The organism is Mesorhizobium sp. CA12 (assembly GCF_020165255.1).
Classification (GTDB): Bacteria; Pseudomonadota; Alphaproteobacteria; order Rhizobiales; family Rhizobiaceae; genus Mesorhizobium.
This window is the reverse complement of sequence record NZ_JAIUHT010000005.1, coordinates 61,267-77,555: the sequence shown is the minus strand read 5'-3', so window position 1 is coordinate 77,555 and position 16,289 is coordinate 61,267. Positions and strand designations below refer to the sequence as shown.

The window sequence follows — 16,289 nt, the reverse complement described above, 5'->3', positions numbered from 1 at the left end:
TCGCTGAAGCATCTGCTTATGAGAGCGTCGTCACGCCAGATATGAGGTCGAAGACCGCTATATGCGAGTTGATCCCCAAGATCGACAGACAGGTTTCGGTCCAACTAGTCGCGCTCACGACCTGGTTGATATGCCTTCGACGACGCGCTACGGGATTGAGGGATCGTATAGGCCGCTGGCTTCCCAGCGCGATCTATCCTGGCGGATCGAGGGTGCCGACGGTCGCGAAACACTCAAGAAGCTTTTCACGATTTCTCCCTACGGGTCCGAGGAGCAGCGCGTGCTCAACCGCCTCTGGACCCAGATCAAGACCGGAAGCTAAACGGAATATGGCGGCTCAAACCTTTTTCGAGCGGCGCCTCGGCGTGGAGGCCTGCCGCCGCGTCGTAGCCATGCGACAGAGGAATGGCAGAGGGACATGGCGAAATCTCTGGGGTCGGTAAAGAGCATATTCACGCTCAGGGCCGACCAGAATGACTCCCGCGATCTCCAGCACGCCGCTGCCGAGAGCGCTTTCTCGCGCCGGCAGGATATGGTCGAGCGCCCGTGACGGGCGCAAGTCGGTGGCGATCTGGCCAATTGCCAGTTCCGCCGCGTTAACGAACTGGCTGTGTCTGATGCTACCGGCCTCGCGATCGTTTGAGCCTTTCCGACCCGATCAGATCGAGCGTAGCTGCGATCACGTTCGCGTGGCCGCGTTCACAGGACAGCAATGAATGCTCAAGCCCGCATGGCCTTCCACAATTTTCGGGCGCGCGATGGTATCCGCGCAGGCGGAGTTCATGGTTGCCGCGACCACGAAGACCACCAGTCCCAATCTCTTCAGCATTTCAGTGCTCCTCATCAGGCTTGATCGCCGGGCGTCGGAGTTGGCCTCCTGCTTTGCAATGCGAGAGACGGTTGAGCAGGTTCAGGGTGATCCTCCCCACGTCGTTCATTGTTTTGCCGGCAGGCAGCGCACCGCACCAGGCGACCGAACTTGCCGAAAAGATCAGGCCACCCGCAGCAAGATTTCGTAAGGTCATTTCGGCGCAGCGACGCCCGGCGCGCTCTTCATCCCCGCCCACGTACCAGCGTGAGGGATCCTGGAAGAAGCCGGCCGGAAAGTCCGTCGCGCGGGCGATCACAATGGTGTCGGCCGACGTGCCCAGGGCCGGGTTCGTCGCATCCACCTCGTAACCCGCGGCGGCACCCAATACGATGCCTTCCGAACCGAAGGTTTCGTCCTCGATGCCTTCAAACAACCATGCGCATTCCGGCGCGTGGCTTTCGGGCGTTCGCGTGAACGGGCGCGCGCCGTCGAAACCCATCAGCGAAATCGCGCCGCCGACCAGTGAAAACTCGCCGCGGCCCCGGGAGCGAAGGTGGCCGCCAGGCTCGTTGGTTATCGACAGATATTGTTCGCTGACCGGACCATCCCAAGTGCGGCCAGGTTCCAGGGGCGAGCGGCGCAATTCCATCAGGTCGTCCTTGAAGGCGACCGTTCCGGCAAAGCCGTTTCCGCCGAGATAGGCGATGCTGCCGCCCTCGGCCGCGAATTGCCGCAGTGCCCCTTCCATCTCGGTCGACATGTATTCCGGATGGCTTCCGGTCACGACGGCCCGATGCCCGCGGAGAACCTCGATCCCCTGCCGATGCAGATCGTGATCGGTGACGATGTCGAGCGCTACGCCGTTCTCGTTGCAGAATCTGAGGAAATGCAGATCGACCGGCAAGTTGTGAGGGCAGCCGCATAGCGGGTAGTTGTAGTCGTCCCGCAATGTCACTTTGGGTTTGCGATAGGAGCAGATCGACACGCCGCTGAGATCGGAGTGATAGTCGTAGAGCGACTTGAGGCTGTTTGCGATGGCAAAGCGGTGTCCGCGATCGTCGCACTTCCATTCATAGAGATGGTCGGGGAGATACTCGTCCGCGTAAGCGAGATAGGTCGCGGTCGGCAGCAGATAAAGCAGCGGTGAGGAGGCACGCGCGGTGGTGACGAAAAACACGATGCGCTCGTAGCCGCCGTCCCATTCCACCTGGAAAGCGTATACGCCCGGCTTCGCATTCTCGGGCACCGCGGCGCGGTGGGAAGCAGGCCAATCGAGCGGTCCCATGTCATCGTCATGGCAATGGACGGCATCGTAGTGCGAAGGCACGAGCCGGGGGTCGAAGCTCGATCCGTCCCAGCGCGCCGATGTCACGCAGAATGTAGGCTGATTTATCACATCGAGCGCCAGCGGAACCGGTCCGCCTGACGACAGGATCGGTCCCGTCGGCAGCAGAGTCGGGAAATTCCAGGCGATTGGCCCCTGAGAAGTCTCCAGCCGAATAGCTGCAAATCTCGCATTGAGAGTCAGCTCGCTTCGAGAGCCGCTCGCGCCGAAGAGGATGTCGCGCCCTTGTGGATGCCATTCGGCGTCGTGCAGGCGCCGCTTGAATTCGTAAGGGGCGAGGAGGTCGTGAGATTTCAGCTTGAAGAACGGCTCGTCCTCATGCAGGCCGAGCTCGACGGTCAGCCAAACCCCTTGCGGAACCGGCGCAGACAACAGACGATCATTCCGCATCTCCAAGGCGATCGCCCCATCGCGAAGGCTCAGCAGAAAGGACCCCACTTCCAGGATCGTGCGCGGCCCCGTATTGCGGGTGAGAAACAGCTCAAAGCGGATGCCCTTGACGGCAGGCGCTTTTGCAAGCTCCTCGGCACGCAGGCGAAGGTACGATCCATGATCGAAGCTGCGATGGGCGTCCGGCTCGGATGTCGCCTCGATCGGCCAATTCACAAAATCCGCGGCTTGCGTGTCCAGCCGGCATATCCGCACGCTCTCCACCGGCCGGCTGCAGGAGAGGCCAAGTTCCACCCGCTGGCCGGGCCTTACGCTCCAGGGCGTAGCATAACCGGCAGCGCTCATCGCTCCATGGTCAACCAAGCGGCGCATCGATCGTGCCTCTCAAATCCATGAATGACGGCGCGACTTCGCGGTCTTGGTTCCAGATCGACCGGTTGTCGCGCATGCCCTCAACCACTACCGCAACCCAGTTGATTTGTATATGCTTGTATAGGTAAGTTCGATCCATTAGGCTCAAGGCGAGATCGCCAAGCCGGCCCTGCCAAGGAGGATCGCATGCGCAACGCTCCGCTCTTCGACCTGTCGGGCCGGAAAGCACTTGTCACCGGCGCAAGCCGCGGCATCGGGCGTTCCATTGCCGAGGCGCTGAGCGCGGCCGGCGCCGATGTCGCCGTCACGGCACGCAGCCTTGCCTCGCTTGGGGAGACGACGGCGACCATCCGCGCCGCCGGCCGGGTGGCACATGCCATCGCCCTGGACGTCACCGATGTCGGCCGCTGCAGGGCGGCGACGGCAGAGGCCGCCGGCCTGCTCGGCGGTCTCGATATTCTCGTCAACAATGCCGGGATGGAGGAAGTCCGCCCCTCGCTCGATGTCGACGAGGCGCTTTGGGACAGGATCGTCGACACGAATCTCAAAGGCGCATTCTTCTGCGCCCAGGCCGCCGCGCAGCGCATGAAGGACGCCGGCCGGCCGGGCGCCATCATCAATCTTTGCTCGCTCACCTCCGAAGTCGGGATTCCGACGGCTGTGCCCTATGGCTCGTCGAAGTCGGGCCTGCTCGGCATGACGCGCGCTCTGGCGGCCGAGTGGGCGGATCTGGGGATCAGGGTCAACGCCATCGCCCCCGGCTATTTCAGGACGGCAATGACGGAAGTGTTCTACGGCAATGAGGCATGGCGGCAATCGATGCTCGCCAAAATCCCGCAGCATCGCTTCGGCGACCTGTCGGACCTGCACGGGATTGCGGTATTCCTCGCCTCCGATGCCTCGGCCTACATCACCGGTCAGTCCATCCCGGTCGATGGCGGCTTTCTCGCGTCGATCTGAAGATGGCCTCTCATCAGCTGAGCTCGAGTTGGCGGGACGCAGAAAATGCTGGCAGCCGTTATGTGTACATGTATATACTTTTGCAGGCTGGCAATGTTCCACCTGCGGCCCTTGCCTCGTATTGCCGGTCTCAAAGGTCTTCCAGGCGTGTGACCGGCCATCGCCAACCGCCACTGCGTTCCGGGAGAAGGAGCAGCCATGTCCGATATCAGCTTCCACGACCTGTCGACCCTCGACGCCGACCGGCGGGCCAGCTTGCTGAGGCGCGCCGAAGCCGATCTTTCGGTCTTTGTCGAAAAAGCCCGTCCGATCATCGAGGCGGTCAGGACCGAAGGTGACGCCGCCCTGCTTCGGTTCGCGCGCGAGCTCGACAAGGCCGATGTGGCCGATGGCGGGCTCAAGGTCTCGGAAGCGGAGTTCGACGCGGCATTCGACAAGGTCGAAAAGGATGTCGTGGAGAGCATCCGGTTCGGTATCGAGAACATCCGGCATTTCCACGAGGAGCAGCGTCCGGAAACGATGTGGCTGAAGGAAGTCCGGCCGGGCGCCTATGCAGGTGACAGATACACCCCGATCGCCTCCGTGGCGCTTTACGTTCCGCGCGGCAAGGGCGCCTTCCCGTCGGTGACGATGATGACCTCGGTCCCGGCTGTGATTGCCGGCGTGCCCCAGATAGCGATCGTGACGCCGCCGACTTCCGATGGATCCGTCGATGCCGCGACCCTGGTTGCCGCACGTCTCGCCGGCGTCGAGACCGTGTACAAATGCGGTGGCGCCCAGGCGGTCGCTGCTGTCGCCTATGGCACCGAGACGGTGAAGCCCGCCGTCAAGATCGTCGGGCCGGGCAGTCCCTGGGTGGTGGCGGCAAAGAGCCTGCTGTCCTCGGTCATCAACACCGGCCTTCCGGCCGGCCCTTCCGAAGCCATCATCTTTGCCGATGATAGCGTCGATGGCGGCCTTGCCGCGCTGGACCTTTTGATCGAAGCCGAGCACGGACCGGATTCCTCGGCCTATCTGGTGACGCACAGCCGCAAGGTCGCCGAGGCCGCGCTGGCCGCGCTGCCGCAGCATTGGTCCCGCATGAGCGAACAGCGCGTCGAATTCTCGCGCGCTGTGCTGACCGGAACGCGCGGCGGCATCGTGCTGACCGCGTCCCTGGAGGACAGCTATCGCTTCATCAACGACTACGCTCCGGAGCATCTCGAGATCCTGTCGAAGGAACCGTTCGCGCATCTCGGGCACATCACCGAAGCGGCCGAGATCCTCATGGGTCCGCATACGCCGGTGACGCTCGCCAACTTTGTCCTCGGGCCCAATGCCGTGTTGCCGACCAGCCGGTGGGCGCGCACGTATGGGCCGCTGTCGGTCACGGATTTCGTCAAGCGCTCGTCAGTCGGTTATGTGACGTCGGCGGCCTATCCGGAACTCGCCCGGCATGCGCGCAGGCTCGCCCGCTACGAAGGCTTCAGCTCGCATGAAAACGCGGTCTCGGAAATCCGCAGCCGCTATCTCTCGGTCTGAGCGGAAGCGAAGACGATGAAGGCCGCGCGACTTTACGGGCCCGGCGACTTGCGCGTTGAGGATATCGCCGCCCCGGGCGTCCCCGATGCGGGCTGGGTGAAGCTCAAGGTGGACGTCGCGGGGATCTGCGGCTCCGACCTGCACAATTTCCGCACGGGCCAATGGATAAGCCGCTCGCCTTCGACGGCCGGCCATGAATTGACGGGCACGGTGATCGCCGTCGGAGAGGGCGTCGACACCATCGCCATTGGCGACCGGGTGGTCGCCGATTCCCGCTTCTGGTGCGGAGAGTGCGCGCAATGCCGTGCCGGCAGGCGCCATCTCTGCACGTCGCTAGGCTTCGTCGGCGAAATATGCGACGGCGGATTTGCCGAACAGGCCGTGCTCCCCGCGCGCCTGTTGCATAGCGTCGATGCCGCGCTTGATGCACGGGTGGCGGCGATGGCCGAGCCGCTCGCCGTTGCGCTGCACGCGGTACGGCGCCTGCCGAAAACAGCAGGCTCGGTGCTTGTCCTCGGCTGCGGGACCATCGGCGGCCTTGCCGCCTTGCTGCTGTCGCGGACGTTAGCGGGCACCGTGCTGATCGCCGACCGCAACCAGGCTCGCTGCGCTCGCGTCGCGCGCGTGACCGGCGCCACGATCGTCGATCTAGACCCGCACGCCATCGCCTCAGCGACTGCGAATACCCCCTTGCTCGCGGCCGTCGAGGCGACAGGCAGCGTCGCCGCGCTCAGTCAGTTGCTGGGTGTTCTCGGCCCGGGCGGCACCATTGCGATGGTCGGCATCTTCCACGGCCGGCTCGACATCGACCCCAACATGCTGGTCGAGCGGGAGATCGCGTTGCTGGGCTGCCACGCCTTCGCCGACGAGCTTCCCGATGCCATCCGGATGCTGGGTGAGCTGAGCGAGCCGCTGATCAGCCTGATCGACCGCGAGATCGGCCTGGATGACGTCCCCGCAGCCTATCGGCGGCTGCTGGAAGGCCAGGGCGACGGCTTGAAAACAATCATCCGGATGCGGCAACCCCTTGAGCATTCCTGATTTCCGTGCTTGCCGGAAAGGACATCTGAAATGAACACTCTGCCCGATACGGCCAGCCCCCTCTACGAGAAGGTCAAGGACTACATCCTGACGAACATCGGAACCGGCCGGTGGAGCAAGGACCGCAAGCTGCCGTCCGAAAATGAATTCGTGGCAGCGCTTGGCGTCTCCAGGATGACGATCCACCGTGCCTTGCGGGAACTGACCTCGGCGGGATTTCTGATCCGGCTGCAGGGCGTGGGAACATTCATTGCGCCGCCGCGGCCGCAATCGGCCCTGATCGAGATCAACAATATCGCGGCCGAGATCCTGGCACGCGGCAACAAGCATCGTTCCGAGGTTCTCGTCCTCGAAAAAATCATGCCGGAAAAGGAGCTTGCGCTGTCCTTCGAGTTCGCCAGGCGTTCGTCGGTCTACCACTCCGTCGTCGTCAATTTCGAGAACGATCTGCCTGTGCAACTGGAAGAGCGCTTCGTCAATCCGAGCCTGATACCCGACTACGACAAGCAGGATTTTTCCAAGACCGCGACCTACGACTATCTGATGCAGAAAACACCGGTGACCGAGGTCGAGCACATCATCTCGGCAATCCCAGCCGATGCCGAGACGGCGCGGCATCTAGGCATCGATGCCGGCAGCTGCTGCCTGCTTCTGCACCGCCGGACGTGGACGGGAGCGATCGTCGCCACGATCAGCAAGCTGACCTATGTCGGCAGCCGCTATTCGCTCGGCAGCCGGTACTCTCCTTCCAAAAGCGGCTGATCGCGGCAAGGCGAGCCCTGTTCCGGCGCAAATCGCGTGACGGACTTCCTGGATGCCATCGGCCATAACGCCATGCGGCAAACGAATGCGGTCTGATGTTCCGAAAGTTGCGAACCCAACCCGTCCAACTTGTATATGCATGTATGTATTTTAGTCTTGACATTCACCGCCGCCGACGTCGAGTATCCTTGCGCTTCCGTTGAAGTGGCAGGTAAGACGCCGAGGCAGAGTGCCGCAAGAGCATAAGCCTGCATTCTCATCCAGGCCGGATATGTAGTTCAAAGAGCGGCGCGATCATAAAGGGGAACAGAGATGATGCGTAACCTAGCAGGACAATTTCGTGCACTCGTCGCGGCTGCCGTCATCGGGTTCGCCCCGGCGGCCTTTGCCGCCGACGCGGCCATTCCCGCGACGCCTGAAGCGGGCACCTTCAAGATCGGCATCGAGCCATGGCTCGGCTATGGCCAGTGGCACGTCGCCGAGGCCAAGGGCCTGTTCAAGGCAAGCGGGTTGTCGGACGTCCAAATCGTCAACTTCGCGGAAGACAAGGACATCAATGCCGCGCTCGCGAGCGGCCAGCTCGATGCCGCCAACATCGCGACCCATACCGCGATGGGCATGGTTGCGGCGGGCCTGCCGGTGAAAATCGTGCTGCTGCTCGACGTCAGCATGACGGCCGACGCCATGATCGCCGGCAAGGATATTTCCTCCGTCGCCGACCTCAAGGGCAAGCAGGTCGCCTTCGAGGAGGGCACGACCAGCGACATCCTGCTCAAATACGCCCTTGCCAAGAACGGCATGTCCATCGCCGATGTGCAGCCCGTGCCGATGCCGGCGGCCGACGCCGGCAGCGCGCTGATTGCCGGACAGGTCCCGGTCGCGGTCACCTACGAACCTTATCTCACCGCGGCCAGGGCGCAGAACAAGGACGTCAAGCTGCTCTTCACCGCCGGCGAGGATCCCGGGTTGATCAGCGACGTGCTTGTGGTGCGCGACGAGGTGATCAAGTCGCGACCCGGCCAGGTGCTTGCCATGATCAAGACCTGGGATGCGGCCCTGAAGGACTACAACGGCGATACCGCCGGTGGCCGCGCCATCATTTCCAAGGCCGTCGGTTCCAGTGTAGAGGACCTCAACACGGCCTTCGACGGCGTGCGCTATTATTCTCTCGCCGAGAACAAGAGCGCTCTGACCGGCGAGTTCTCCACCAAGACATTCGCCGATGTCGAAGCCGCCGCCAAGAATGCCGGGCTGCTCCAGGCCGACGTGACGCCGGAGCAGATGATCGACCCGTCATTCGTCAAGGCCGCGGAATGACCAAGGCTGCGTCGCGGTGGTAGCGCGGATGTCCGAGCAGCGTGCCGCCAAAACGAGCCAATCCGGCCCCGCGCAAGGACCGGCTGCGCGACCGGTGCCGCGCCGCCGATCCTCCGGAATCGGCGCGCCCATCACGCGGTCGCGTTTCCTGATGATCGCCGTGGCCGTTTTTGCCGGCCTCGGCCTTGCCTGGTGGGCGGCAACAGGCCTGGAGCTGGTGAAGCCCATCTTCCTGCCTTCTCCGGAAAGCGTGGCGGGACAGCTCGGCAAGCTCTGGAGCGACGGCACGCTGTGGCTGGACCTCAAGGCCTCGATATACCGCATCTCCGTCGGCTTCCTGATCGCCTCGGCGCTGGCGATACCGATCGGCGTGCTGATCGGCAGCTTCAGGGTCTGGGAAGCCGCCGTAGAGCCGCTGGTGGATTTCATCCGCTATATGCCGGTGGTCGCCTTCGTGCCGCTTTCCATCCTCTGGTCGGGAACCGGCGACGCCCAGAAGTTCCTGATCATCTTCATCGGCACCTTCTTTCAGCAGGTCCTGATGATCATGGACAATGTGAAGCGGGTTCCGACGGATTTCGTCGGCCTCGGCAGGACGCTCGGCCTGCCGGACCGCAAGATCCTGACGCGCATTGTGGTGCCCAGCGCCTTGCCGGGCATCTGGGACACGCTGCGCATCAGCCTGGGCTGGGCGTGGACCTGGCTCGTGCTGGCTGAGCTCGTCGCGGCGACATCCGGCCTCGGCTACCGCATCACCGTGTCGCAGCGTTATTTCCAGACAAACACCATCATCGGCTACATCTTGCTCCTGGGCGTGCTCGGTCTCATCACCGACCAGGTGATGAAGGCGCTGGGAAAGGTGCTGTTCCGGCAGGAAGGGCACGCGCAATGAGGTTCGGCCGATGAGCTTGCCCAAACTGCGCATCGAAGGCCTCCACAAGAGCTTTGGCACCGGGGAGCGGCGCACGCAGGTGCTGCGGGACATCAATCTCGATCTTGCCGACAACGAGTTCGTCTCGCTGGTGGGCACGTCGGGTTGCGGCAAGAGCACGCTGCTGTCGATCGTTGCCGGGCTGCAGGATTTCGACGCCGGCGAGCTCGATATCGACGGCTCGCCGATCCTCAAGCCCGGCCTCGACCGCGGCGTCGTCTTCCAATCCTACACGCTGCTGCCTTGGCTGACGGCGCAGCAGAACATAGAATTTGCCCTCAAGGCCGCCGGCTATGATCGCTCGACCTGCCGCAGGATCGCGCGCGAGCATCTCGACCTCGTCAAGCTTCCGCACTGCGCCGATCTCTATCCGTCGGAACTGTCGGGCGGCATGAAGCAGCGCGTTGCCATCGCGCGGGCGCTGTCCTATCGGCCCAAGATGCTGCTCATGGACGAGCCCTTCGGCGCGCTCGACGCCTTGACCAGGCACCAGATGCAGGAGCTGCTGACGCAGATCTGGGAAGAGCACCGGCTGACCGTGCTCTTCGTCACTCATGACGTGGAGGAGGCCGTCTATCTGTCCGACCGCATCGTCGTCATGGGGATCGGCCCGGGACGCATCATGCGAACCTTCAACGTCGACATAGAGCGCCCGCGCCGGGAAGAGGTCATGGAAAGCGCGGAGTTCATGGACCTGCAGCGCAATGTTCACAAGGCGATCCGCGAAGCTTCAAGACGCCCCGAAATGGCATGAGGCGAGCCGGCCTTGCCGGCCGCCTGCGGTATCGCCCCTCTGCGACTAACATAATCGTTATCGGCCAATAGCTTACGAAGCGGTTCGCCAAAATTGACAAGAGCCCGCGAGCGGCGCTGTCGCAGCTTCCGATCGAGCGGAATACGCCAAGCAATTCCAAGGACAAAGCAAGCCACATAACGGGCGAGCCTTCGCGCATTTTTAAGAGTTTGCCGGCGTGCGGATAAGATTCGATCTGCACATCGGAACAAATTTGCCCCTACCACGTTTCAGGGCTTGCGGCGAATTGTATACCTCGCCGCGAGGGCGGGACTTCATCTGATCATCAGTTTCTTCAAAAGCAGATGGACTGGGGAGGGGCACTGTGAGCGTGCAGGCATCAAGGGCGCAATTAGATCGCCGTCAGATTCTCAATTCCTTAAAGGCCTTCAGGCGAGGCGACTTCTCCATCCGGATCGATAACATCTACGAAGGAATCGATTCCGATATTGCCGATGCCTTCAACCAGATCGTCGAACTCAACGATCAGGTGACGAAGGAGTTTGAGCGACTGAGCAGGGTCGTCGGCAAGGACGGGAGAATTGGCGAGCGGGGTCATGTCCGCAATGCCACCGGCAGCTGGGAATCAAGCGTCAGGTCGGTCAACGACCTGATCGAAGACATGGTTCAACCGACCGCCGAAGTGGCCCGCGTCATCGGGGCAGTGGCCAAGGGCGACCTTTCCCAGACAATGATGGTCGAAATCGACGGCCGCCCGCTGCGCGGGGAGTTCCTGCGCATAGGCAAGATCGTCAACACGATGGTGGGGCAACTGGCTTCCTTTGCCTCCGAAGTGACACGTGTCGCGCGTGAGGTTGGAACGGAGGGAAAGCTCGGCGGACAAGCGCGGGTGAAGGGCGTGGCCGGCACGTGGAAGGACCTGACCGACAACGTCAACGCCATGGCCACCAACCTTACCGGCCAGGTGCGCAACATCGCCGAGGTGACCACTGCGGTGGCGTCAGGCGATTTGTCTAAGAAGATCACTGTCGATGTGAAGGGCGAGATCCTCGAGCTCAAGAACACCATCAACACGATGGTCGATCAGTTGAACTCGTTCGCATCGGAAGTGACGCGCGTCGCGCGCGAGGTCGGCACGGAAGGCAAGCTCGGGGGCCAGGCGCGGGTCGAAGGCGTCGGCGGCACGTGGAAGGACCTCACCGACAATGTGAACTCGATGGCCGAGAATCTGACCGGCCAGGTTCGCAACATTGCCGAGGTGACGACGGCGGTCGCGCTGGGCGATCTCTCGAAGAAGATCACCGTCGACGTGAAGGGCGAGATCCTGGAACTCAAGAACACCATCAACACGATGGTCGATCAGTTGAACTCGTTCGCATCCGAGGTCACGCGCGTCGCGCGCGAGGTCGGCACCGAGGGCAAGCTCGGCGGCCAGGCCCAGGTTCGCGGCGTCGCCGGCACCTGGAAAGACCTGACCGACAACGTCAATTCCATGGCCGAGAACCTCACCGGCCAAGTGCGCAACATTGCCGAGGTCACGACGGCGGTTGCTTCGGGTGACCTGTCGAAAAAGATCACGGTGGCAGTGCAGGGGGAGATACTCGAGCTCAAGGATACCATCAATACGATGGTCGATCAGCTGAACTCCTTCGCCTCCGAAGTCACGCGCGTTGCGCGCGAAGTGGGCACGGAAGGCAAGCTCGGCGGGCAGGCAGAGGTGAGGGGCGTCGGGGGCACCTGGAAAGACCTGACCGACAACGTCAATCTGATGGCGGCCAACCTGACTGGCCAGGTTCGAAACATCGCCGAGGTTACGACAGCCGTCGCCCGCGGCGACCTTTCCAAGAAGATCACCGTGGACGTCAAAGGCGAGATCCTCGAGCTCAAGGATACCGTCAACACGATGGTCGACCAGCTGAACTCCTTCGCCTCCGAAGTCACGCGCGTGGCGCGCGAGGTCGGTTCGGAAGGCAAGCTCGGCGGCCAGGCCCATGTGGAAGGCGTCGGCGGCACTTGGAAAGACCTGACCGACAACGTCAACGCCATGGCCGGCAATCTGACCGTGCAGTTGCGCGACGTGTCCAAGGTCGCAACCGCGATCGCGACCGGCGATCTGACGCAGAAGATCACCGTCGATGCCTTGGGAGAGATCCTGCAGATCAAGGATGTGATCAACACGATGGTTGATCAGCTGAATTCCTTTGCCTCGGAGGTGACGCGCGTGGCGCGCGAGGTCGGTTCGGACGGCAAGCTCGGCGGCCAAGCGCAGGTCAGAGGCGTGGGCGGCACCTGGAAGGACCTGACCGACAATGTGAATGCGATGGCGGCCAACCTGACGGGCCAGGTGCGCAACATCGCGGAAGTGACCACGGCCGTGGCGCTCGGCGACCTTTCCAAGAAGATCACCGTGGACGTCAAGGGCGAGATCCTTGAGCTCAAGTCGACCATCAACACCATGGTCGATCAGCTGAACTCCTTCGCCGGCGAGGTGACTCGCGTGGCGCGCGAAGTCGGCACCGAAGGAAAGCTCGGCGGCCAAGCCCAGGTGCGAGGCGTGGCCGGTACATGGAAGGATTTGACCGACAACGTGAATTCCATGGCCGAGAATCTGACCGGTCAGGTTCGCAACATCGCCGAAGTGACGACGGCGGTCGCGCGAGGCGATCTTTCGAAGAAGATCACCGTCGACGTGAAGGGCGAAATCCTCGAGCTCAAGTCGACCATCAACACCATGGTCGACCAGCTGAACTCCTTCGCCGGCGAGGTGACACGCGTCGCACGTGAAGTCGGCACGGAAGGAAAGCTTGGCGGTCAGGCCGAAGTGCGCGGCGTGGCCGGCACCTGGAAGGATCTGACCGACAACGTCAACCTGATGGCCACCAATCTGACCAACCAGGTGCGCGGCATCGCCGACGTCGTGACTGCGGTTGCGCAAGGCAATCTCAAACGCAAGCTGACTGTGGACGCGAAGGGCGAAATCGCCTCCCTGGCGGACACCATCAACGGGATGATCGAAACGCTCGCCACCTTTGCCGACCAGGTGACCAATGTCGCGCGCGAAGTCGGCATCGAAGGCAAGCTTGGAGGCCAGGCGCGCGTGCCTGGCGCCGCCGGTCTGTGGCGCGATCTTACGGACAACGTCAATCAGTTGGCGGCCAACCTAACCACGCAGGTCCGCGCAATCGCCGAGGTCTCGACGGCGGTGACGAAGGGCGATCTGACGCGCTCGATCAGCGTCGAGGCTTCCGGAGAGGTCGCCGCGCTCAAGGACAACATCAACGAGATGATCCGCAATCTTAAGGATCAGACGTTGAAAAACGCCGAGCAAGATTGGCTGAAGACAAATCTCGCGCGTTTCTCCCGCATGCTGCAGGGAGAGCGCGATCTCGCCACGGTGTCGCGTCTCATCATGTCCGAGCTCGCTCCGCTTGTGAACGCGCAATACGGCGTCTTTTATGTGACCAATCGGGACGAGGAGGAGTCCTATCTGGAACTGGCGGCGTCCTATGGTGCCGAGAGCAAGGCGGCAATCAAGCAACGCCTCGATCTGCGTGAGGGTCTCGTCGGACAAAGTGCTGCCGACAAGCGAGCCATTATGCTCGACAATGTTCCGCCGGACTTTTTGCGCGTCACATCGGGGCTTGGCAGCGCCTCGCCGGCAAACGTCATCATTCTACCTGCCTTGTTCGAAGATGAGGTCAAGGCTGTCATCGAGCTCGCATCCTTCAGCGAGTTCCGCGACACGCACCAATCGTTTCTCAATCAGCTGATGGAATCGGTCGGCATCGTCCTCAACACGATCGCGGCGACGATGCGCACCGAGGGCCTGCTCAAGCAATCGCAATTGCTGACATCCGAGCTGCAGGCGCGTCAGACCGAACTGACGAAAAAGCAGGAGGAACTGCACGCCACGAACGAGGAACTCCAGGAGAAGGCTCAACTTCTGGAGAATGAGAAGAAGCAGGTCGAAAACAAAAATCTCGAAATCGAGATGGCGCGCCGGGCGCTTGAGGAGAAAGCCGAGCAGCTGGCGCTTACCTCCAAGTACAAATCCGAGTTCCTCGCCAACATGAGTCATGAGCTCAGAACCCCGCTCAATTCGCTTCTCATTCTTTCAAATCTGCTTGCCACGAACCAGCAGGGCAACCTCAACGAAAAGCAGGTCGAGTTTGCTCGCACCATCAATTCGGCCGGCACGGATCTTCTCAGCCTGATCAACGACATTCTCGATTTGTCGAAGATCGAGTCCGGCACGGTCTCGATCGACATCAACGATATGCCAGTCGCCCATTTGCGCCAGCATATGGAGCGCACGTTCCGCCAGCTTGCAGCCGACAAGGGTCTGGGCTTTACCATCAATGTCGATCCCGCTCTTCCGGAAACCGTGCGCACGGACGAGAAGCGGTTGCAGCAGATCGTGCTCAACCTGCTGTCGAACGCCTTCAAGTTCACCTCCGAAGGCAAGGTCAGCCTGAGTTTCAGAATGGAAAAGGCGGGACGCCGCAACGGCGCCAAGCTGCCCAGGAAAGCGCTTGCCATAGCGGTAACCGACACCGGTATCGGCATCCCGGAAGACAAGCAGAAACTGATTTTCGAGGCGTTCCAGCAGGCCGACGGCACGACCAGCCGCAAATATGGAGGAACCGGTCTTGGGCTCTCGATCAGCCGTGAGATCGCCCGTTTGCTCGGCGGTGAGCTAAGAGTTGAAAGCATTCCCGGCAAAGGATCGACGTTTACGCTGGTCATTCCGATCGATGGTCCCAGGGTTGCCGCCGCCAGCCAGCCGGAACTGCTTCCGGCCACCGAGGCAATCGCGACGACAGCGGCGCCCAGCGGTTTGCCGTCGGCGGAATTGATGGACGATCGCGACGCTATATCGGCGCAAGACAGGGTCGTTTTGATCGTCGAGGACGACCCGACCTTTGGCGGTCTGCTGCTGGGCCTGGCACGGTCTGCCGGATTGAAAGGCGTCCTTTCGACCGCAGGCTCCGGAACCTTGGCGCTGGCCCGCAAGCTGGTGCCGGACGCGATCACGCTGGACCTCGGCCTTGCGGACATCGATGGATGGGTGCTCTTCGACCTGCTGCGCCATGATCCGAAGACCGCCGGCATTCCCATTCATGTGATTTCCGGAGCGGAAGACATCGATAGCCTGGCTCGCAAAGGGGCATCGAGCATCTCGACCAAACCGGTCTCCTCCGAGGAGCTGGTGAAGGTGTTCCAGGAAATTCATTCGAGGAACCTGCGCGTCCAGCGCCGCGTGCTCGTGGCTGACTCCGATCCCGAGCGCCGCCTTTCCCTGGTCGAGACGATCCGCGACGGCGTCACCTCGGTCACCGCAATCAGTCGCGCGGCAACCGCAGAGGACATCGACCTCGCCTCATTCGATGCGGTTGTCCTTGGGCTTGGAAAGTCTGCCAGGGATAATGCGCGGGCCCTTGACGAACTCACCAACCAGTTTTCAGACGGCCTTCCGCCGCTGCTGTTTTTTGCCCCTCATTCAGAGGCAGTTGAACAGGTGCTGGCGTTGAATCCCGCTTTGTCCTCAGTCCCGCGAGCTGAGAATTTTGCTCAATTGGCTCTCCATATATCTGCGACGCTTCCGGGAGGATTGCGCGAGGAAAGCGGGGCAGGTGTCGAACGAGCTGACAACAGGTCGAATCTTGCGGGCGCGAAAGTCCTGATCGTCGATGACGATATTCGAAACATCTATTCGCTGACGAGCGTCCTTGAGACCTACGATATCGAAGTCCTTCACGCTGAGCGCGGTCGCGATGGGATAGCGTTGCTGGAGGAGAATGCCGACGTCGATGCAGCCTTGATCGACATCATGATGCCGGAGATGGACGGCTACGAGACGATGAGGAGTATCCGCAACACACCCTCCATCGCGCATATTCCATTGATATCGGTGACAGCAAAGGCGATGAAAGGCGACCGGCAGAAATGCCTGGAAGCCGGTGCTTCCGACTATATTGCCAAGCCTGTCGATCTCGACCTGCTGTTGGCACTGCTGCGGGTCTGGATCGGTCGCTCTCGGGATCGGGTCGAGACATCCCAAAATCTGCTTAGGTCAGTCAGCTGA

11 protein-coding genes are annotated in these 16,289 nt (G+C 62.0%); 9 read left to right on the top strand and 2 right to left on the bottom strand.

Annotation, left to right across the window (positions count from 1 at the left end):
* The first annotated feature begins 418 nt into the window (after positions 1 to 418).
* Positions 419 to 550, top strand: coding sequence for a hypothetical protein (locus tag LB520_RS29130; protein WP_263483685.1), 132 nt, complete (start codon positions 419 to 421; stop codon positions 548 to 550).
* Positions 551 to 679: 129 nt separating this feature from the next.
* On the opposite strand, the gene LB520_RS10725 is transcribed toward LB520_RS29130, so the two are convergent.
* Positions 680 to 829: a hypothetical protein gene (locus LB520_RS10725; protein ID WP_224637476.1), complete on the bottom strand. Its 150-nt coding sequence runs from the start codon at positions 827 to 829 to the stop codon at positions 680 to 682.
* A 1-nt stretch (position 830) separates the two neighbouring features.
* The gene (locus LB520_RS10720; protein ID WP_224637475.1) at positions 831 to 2,918 is read right to left on the bottom strand and encodes a N,N-dimethylformamidase beta subunit family domain-containing protein; all 2,088 of its coding nucleotides are present in this window, start codon (positions 2,916 to 2,918) and stop codon (positions 831 to 833) included.
* A 186-nt stretch (positions 2,919 to 3,104) separates the two neighbouring features.
* On the opposite strand from LB520_RS10720, the gene LB520_RS10715 reads away from it, so the two are divergent.
* The 8 genes from LB520_RS10715 (at position 3,105) to LB520_RS10675 (ending at position 16,289) form a co-directional block, all read left to right on the top strand.
* The gene (locus LB520_RS10715; protein ID WP_224637474.1) at positions 3,105 to 3,878 is read left to right on the top strand and encodes an SDR family NAD(P)-dependent oxidoreductase; all 774 of its coding nucleotides are present in this window, start codon (positions 3,105 to 3,107) and stop codon (positions 3,876 to 3,878) included.
* 198 nt (positions 3,879 to 4,076) lie between these two features.
* A complete protein-coding gene (hisD, locus tag LB520_RS10710; protein ID WP_224630774.1) occupies positions 4,077 to 5,399 on the top strand; it encodes a histidinol dehydrogenase in 1,323 nt (440 codons plus the stop codon).
* 15 nt (positions 5,400 to 5,414) lie between these two features.
* The gene (locus LB520_RS10705) at positions 5,415 to 6,440 is read left to right on the top strand and encodes a zinc-dependent alcohol dehydrogenase (RefSeq protein ID WP_224637473.1); all 1,026 of its coding nucleotides are present in this window, start codon (positions 5,415 to 5,417) and stop codon (positions 6,438 to 6,440) included.
* A gap of 30 nt (positions 6,441 to 6,470) precedes the next feature.
* Positions 6,471 to 7,202 carry a histidine utilization repressor gene (gene hutC, locus LB520_RS10700; protein ID WP_095768633.1) on the top strand — a complete coding sequence of 244 codons (732 nt, stop codon included), beginning with the start codon at positions 6,471 to 6,473 and terminating at the stop codon, positions 7,200 to 7,202.
* A 315-nt stretch (positions 7,203 to 7,517) separates the two neighbouring features.
* On the top strand, positions 7,518 to 8,519 hold the full coding sequence (locus LB520_RS10695) for an ABC transporter substrate-binding protein (protein ID WP_095768689.1): 1,002 nt from the start codon (positions 7,518 to 7,520) through the stop codon (positions 8,517 to 8,519).
* A 28-nt stretch (positions 8,520 to 8,547) separates the two neighbouring features.
* Entirely contained in the window at positions 8,548 to 9,411 is an 864-nt protein-coding gene (locus LB520_RS10690; RefSeq protein WP_411962427.1) for an ABC transporter permease, read from the top strand.
* A 10-nt stretch (positions 9,412 to 9,421) separates the two neighbouring features.
* Positions 9,422 to 10,204 (top strand): ABC transporter ATP-binding protein, encoded by a 783-nt coding sequence (locus LB520_RS10685; protein ID WP_224522998.1) that lies wholly within the window; start codon positions 9,422 to 9,424, stop codon positions 10,202 to 10,204.
* A 370-nt stretch (positions 10,205 to 10,574) separates the two neighbouring features.
* Complete coding sequence (locus LB520_RS10675; protein WP_318012088.1) at positions 10,575 to 16,289, top strand: HAMP domain-containing protein; 5,715 nt, start codon at positions 10,575 to 10,577, stop codon at positions 16,287 to 16,289.

Bases quoted from the DNA above. Each gene is read 5' to 3' on its own strand.
- hisD (WP_224630774.1), top strand. From the start codon at position 4,077: ATGTCCGATATCAGCTTCCACGACCTGTCGACCCTCGACGCCGACCGG.
- LB520_RS10685 (WP_224522998.1), top strand. From the start codon at position 9,422: ATGAGCTTGCCCAAACTGCGCATCGAAGGCCTCCACAAGAGCTTTGGC.
- LB520_RS10725 (WP_224637476.1), bottom strand. From the start codon at position 829: ATGCTGAAGAGATTGGGACTGGTGGTCTTCGTGGTCGCGGCAACCATG.
- hutC (WP_095768633.1), top strand. From the start codon at position 6,471: ATGAACACTCTGCCCGATACGGCCAGCCCCCTCTACGAGAAGGTCAAG.
- LB520_RS10690 (WP_411962427.1), top strand. From the start codon at position 8,548: ATGTCCGAGCAGCGTGCCGCCAAAACGAGCCAATCCGGCCCCGCGCAA.
- LB520_RS10720 (WP_224637475.1), bottom strand. From the start codon at position 2,918: ATGCGCCGCTTGGTTGACCATGGAGCGATGAGCGCTGCCGGTTATGCT.
- LB520_RS29130 (WP_263483685.1), top strand. From the start codon at position 419: ATGGCGAAATCTCTGGGGTCGGTAAAGAGCATATTCACGCTCAGGGCC.
- LB520_RS10715 (WP_224637474.1), top strand. From the start codon at position 3,105: ATGCGCAACGCTCCGCTCTTCGACCTGTCGGGCCGGAAAGCACTTGTC.
- LB520_RS10705 (WP_224637473.1), top strand. From the start codon at position 5,415: ATGAAGGCCGCGCGACTTTACGGGCCCGGCGACTTGCGCGTTGAGGAT.
- LB520_RS10695 (WP_095768689.1), top strand. From the start codon at position 7,518: ATGCGTAACCTAGCAGGACAATTTCGTGCACTCGTCGCGGCTGCCGTC.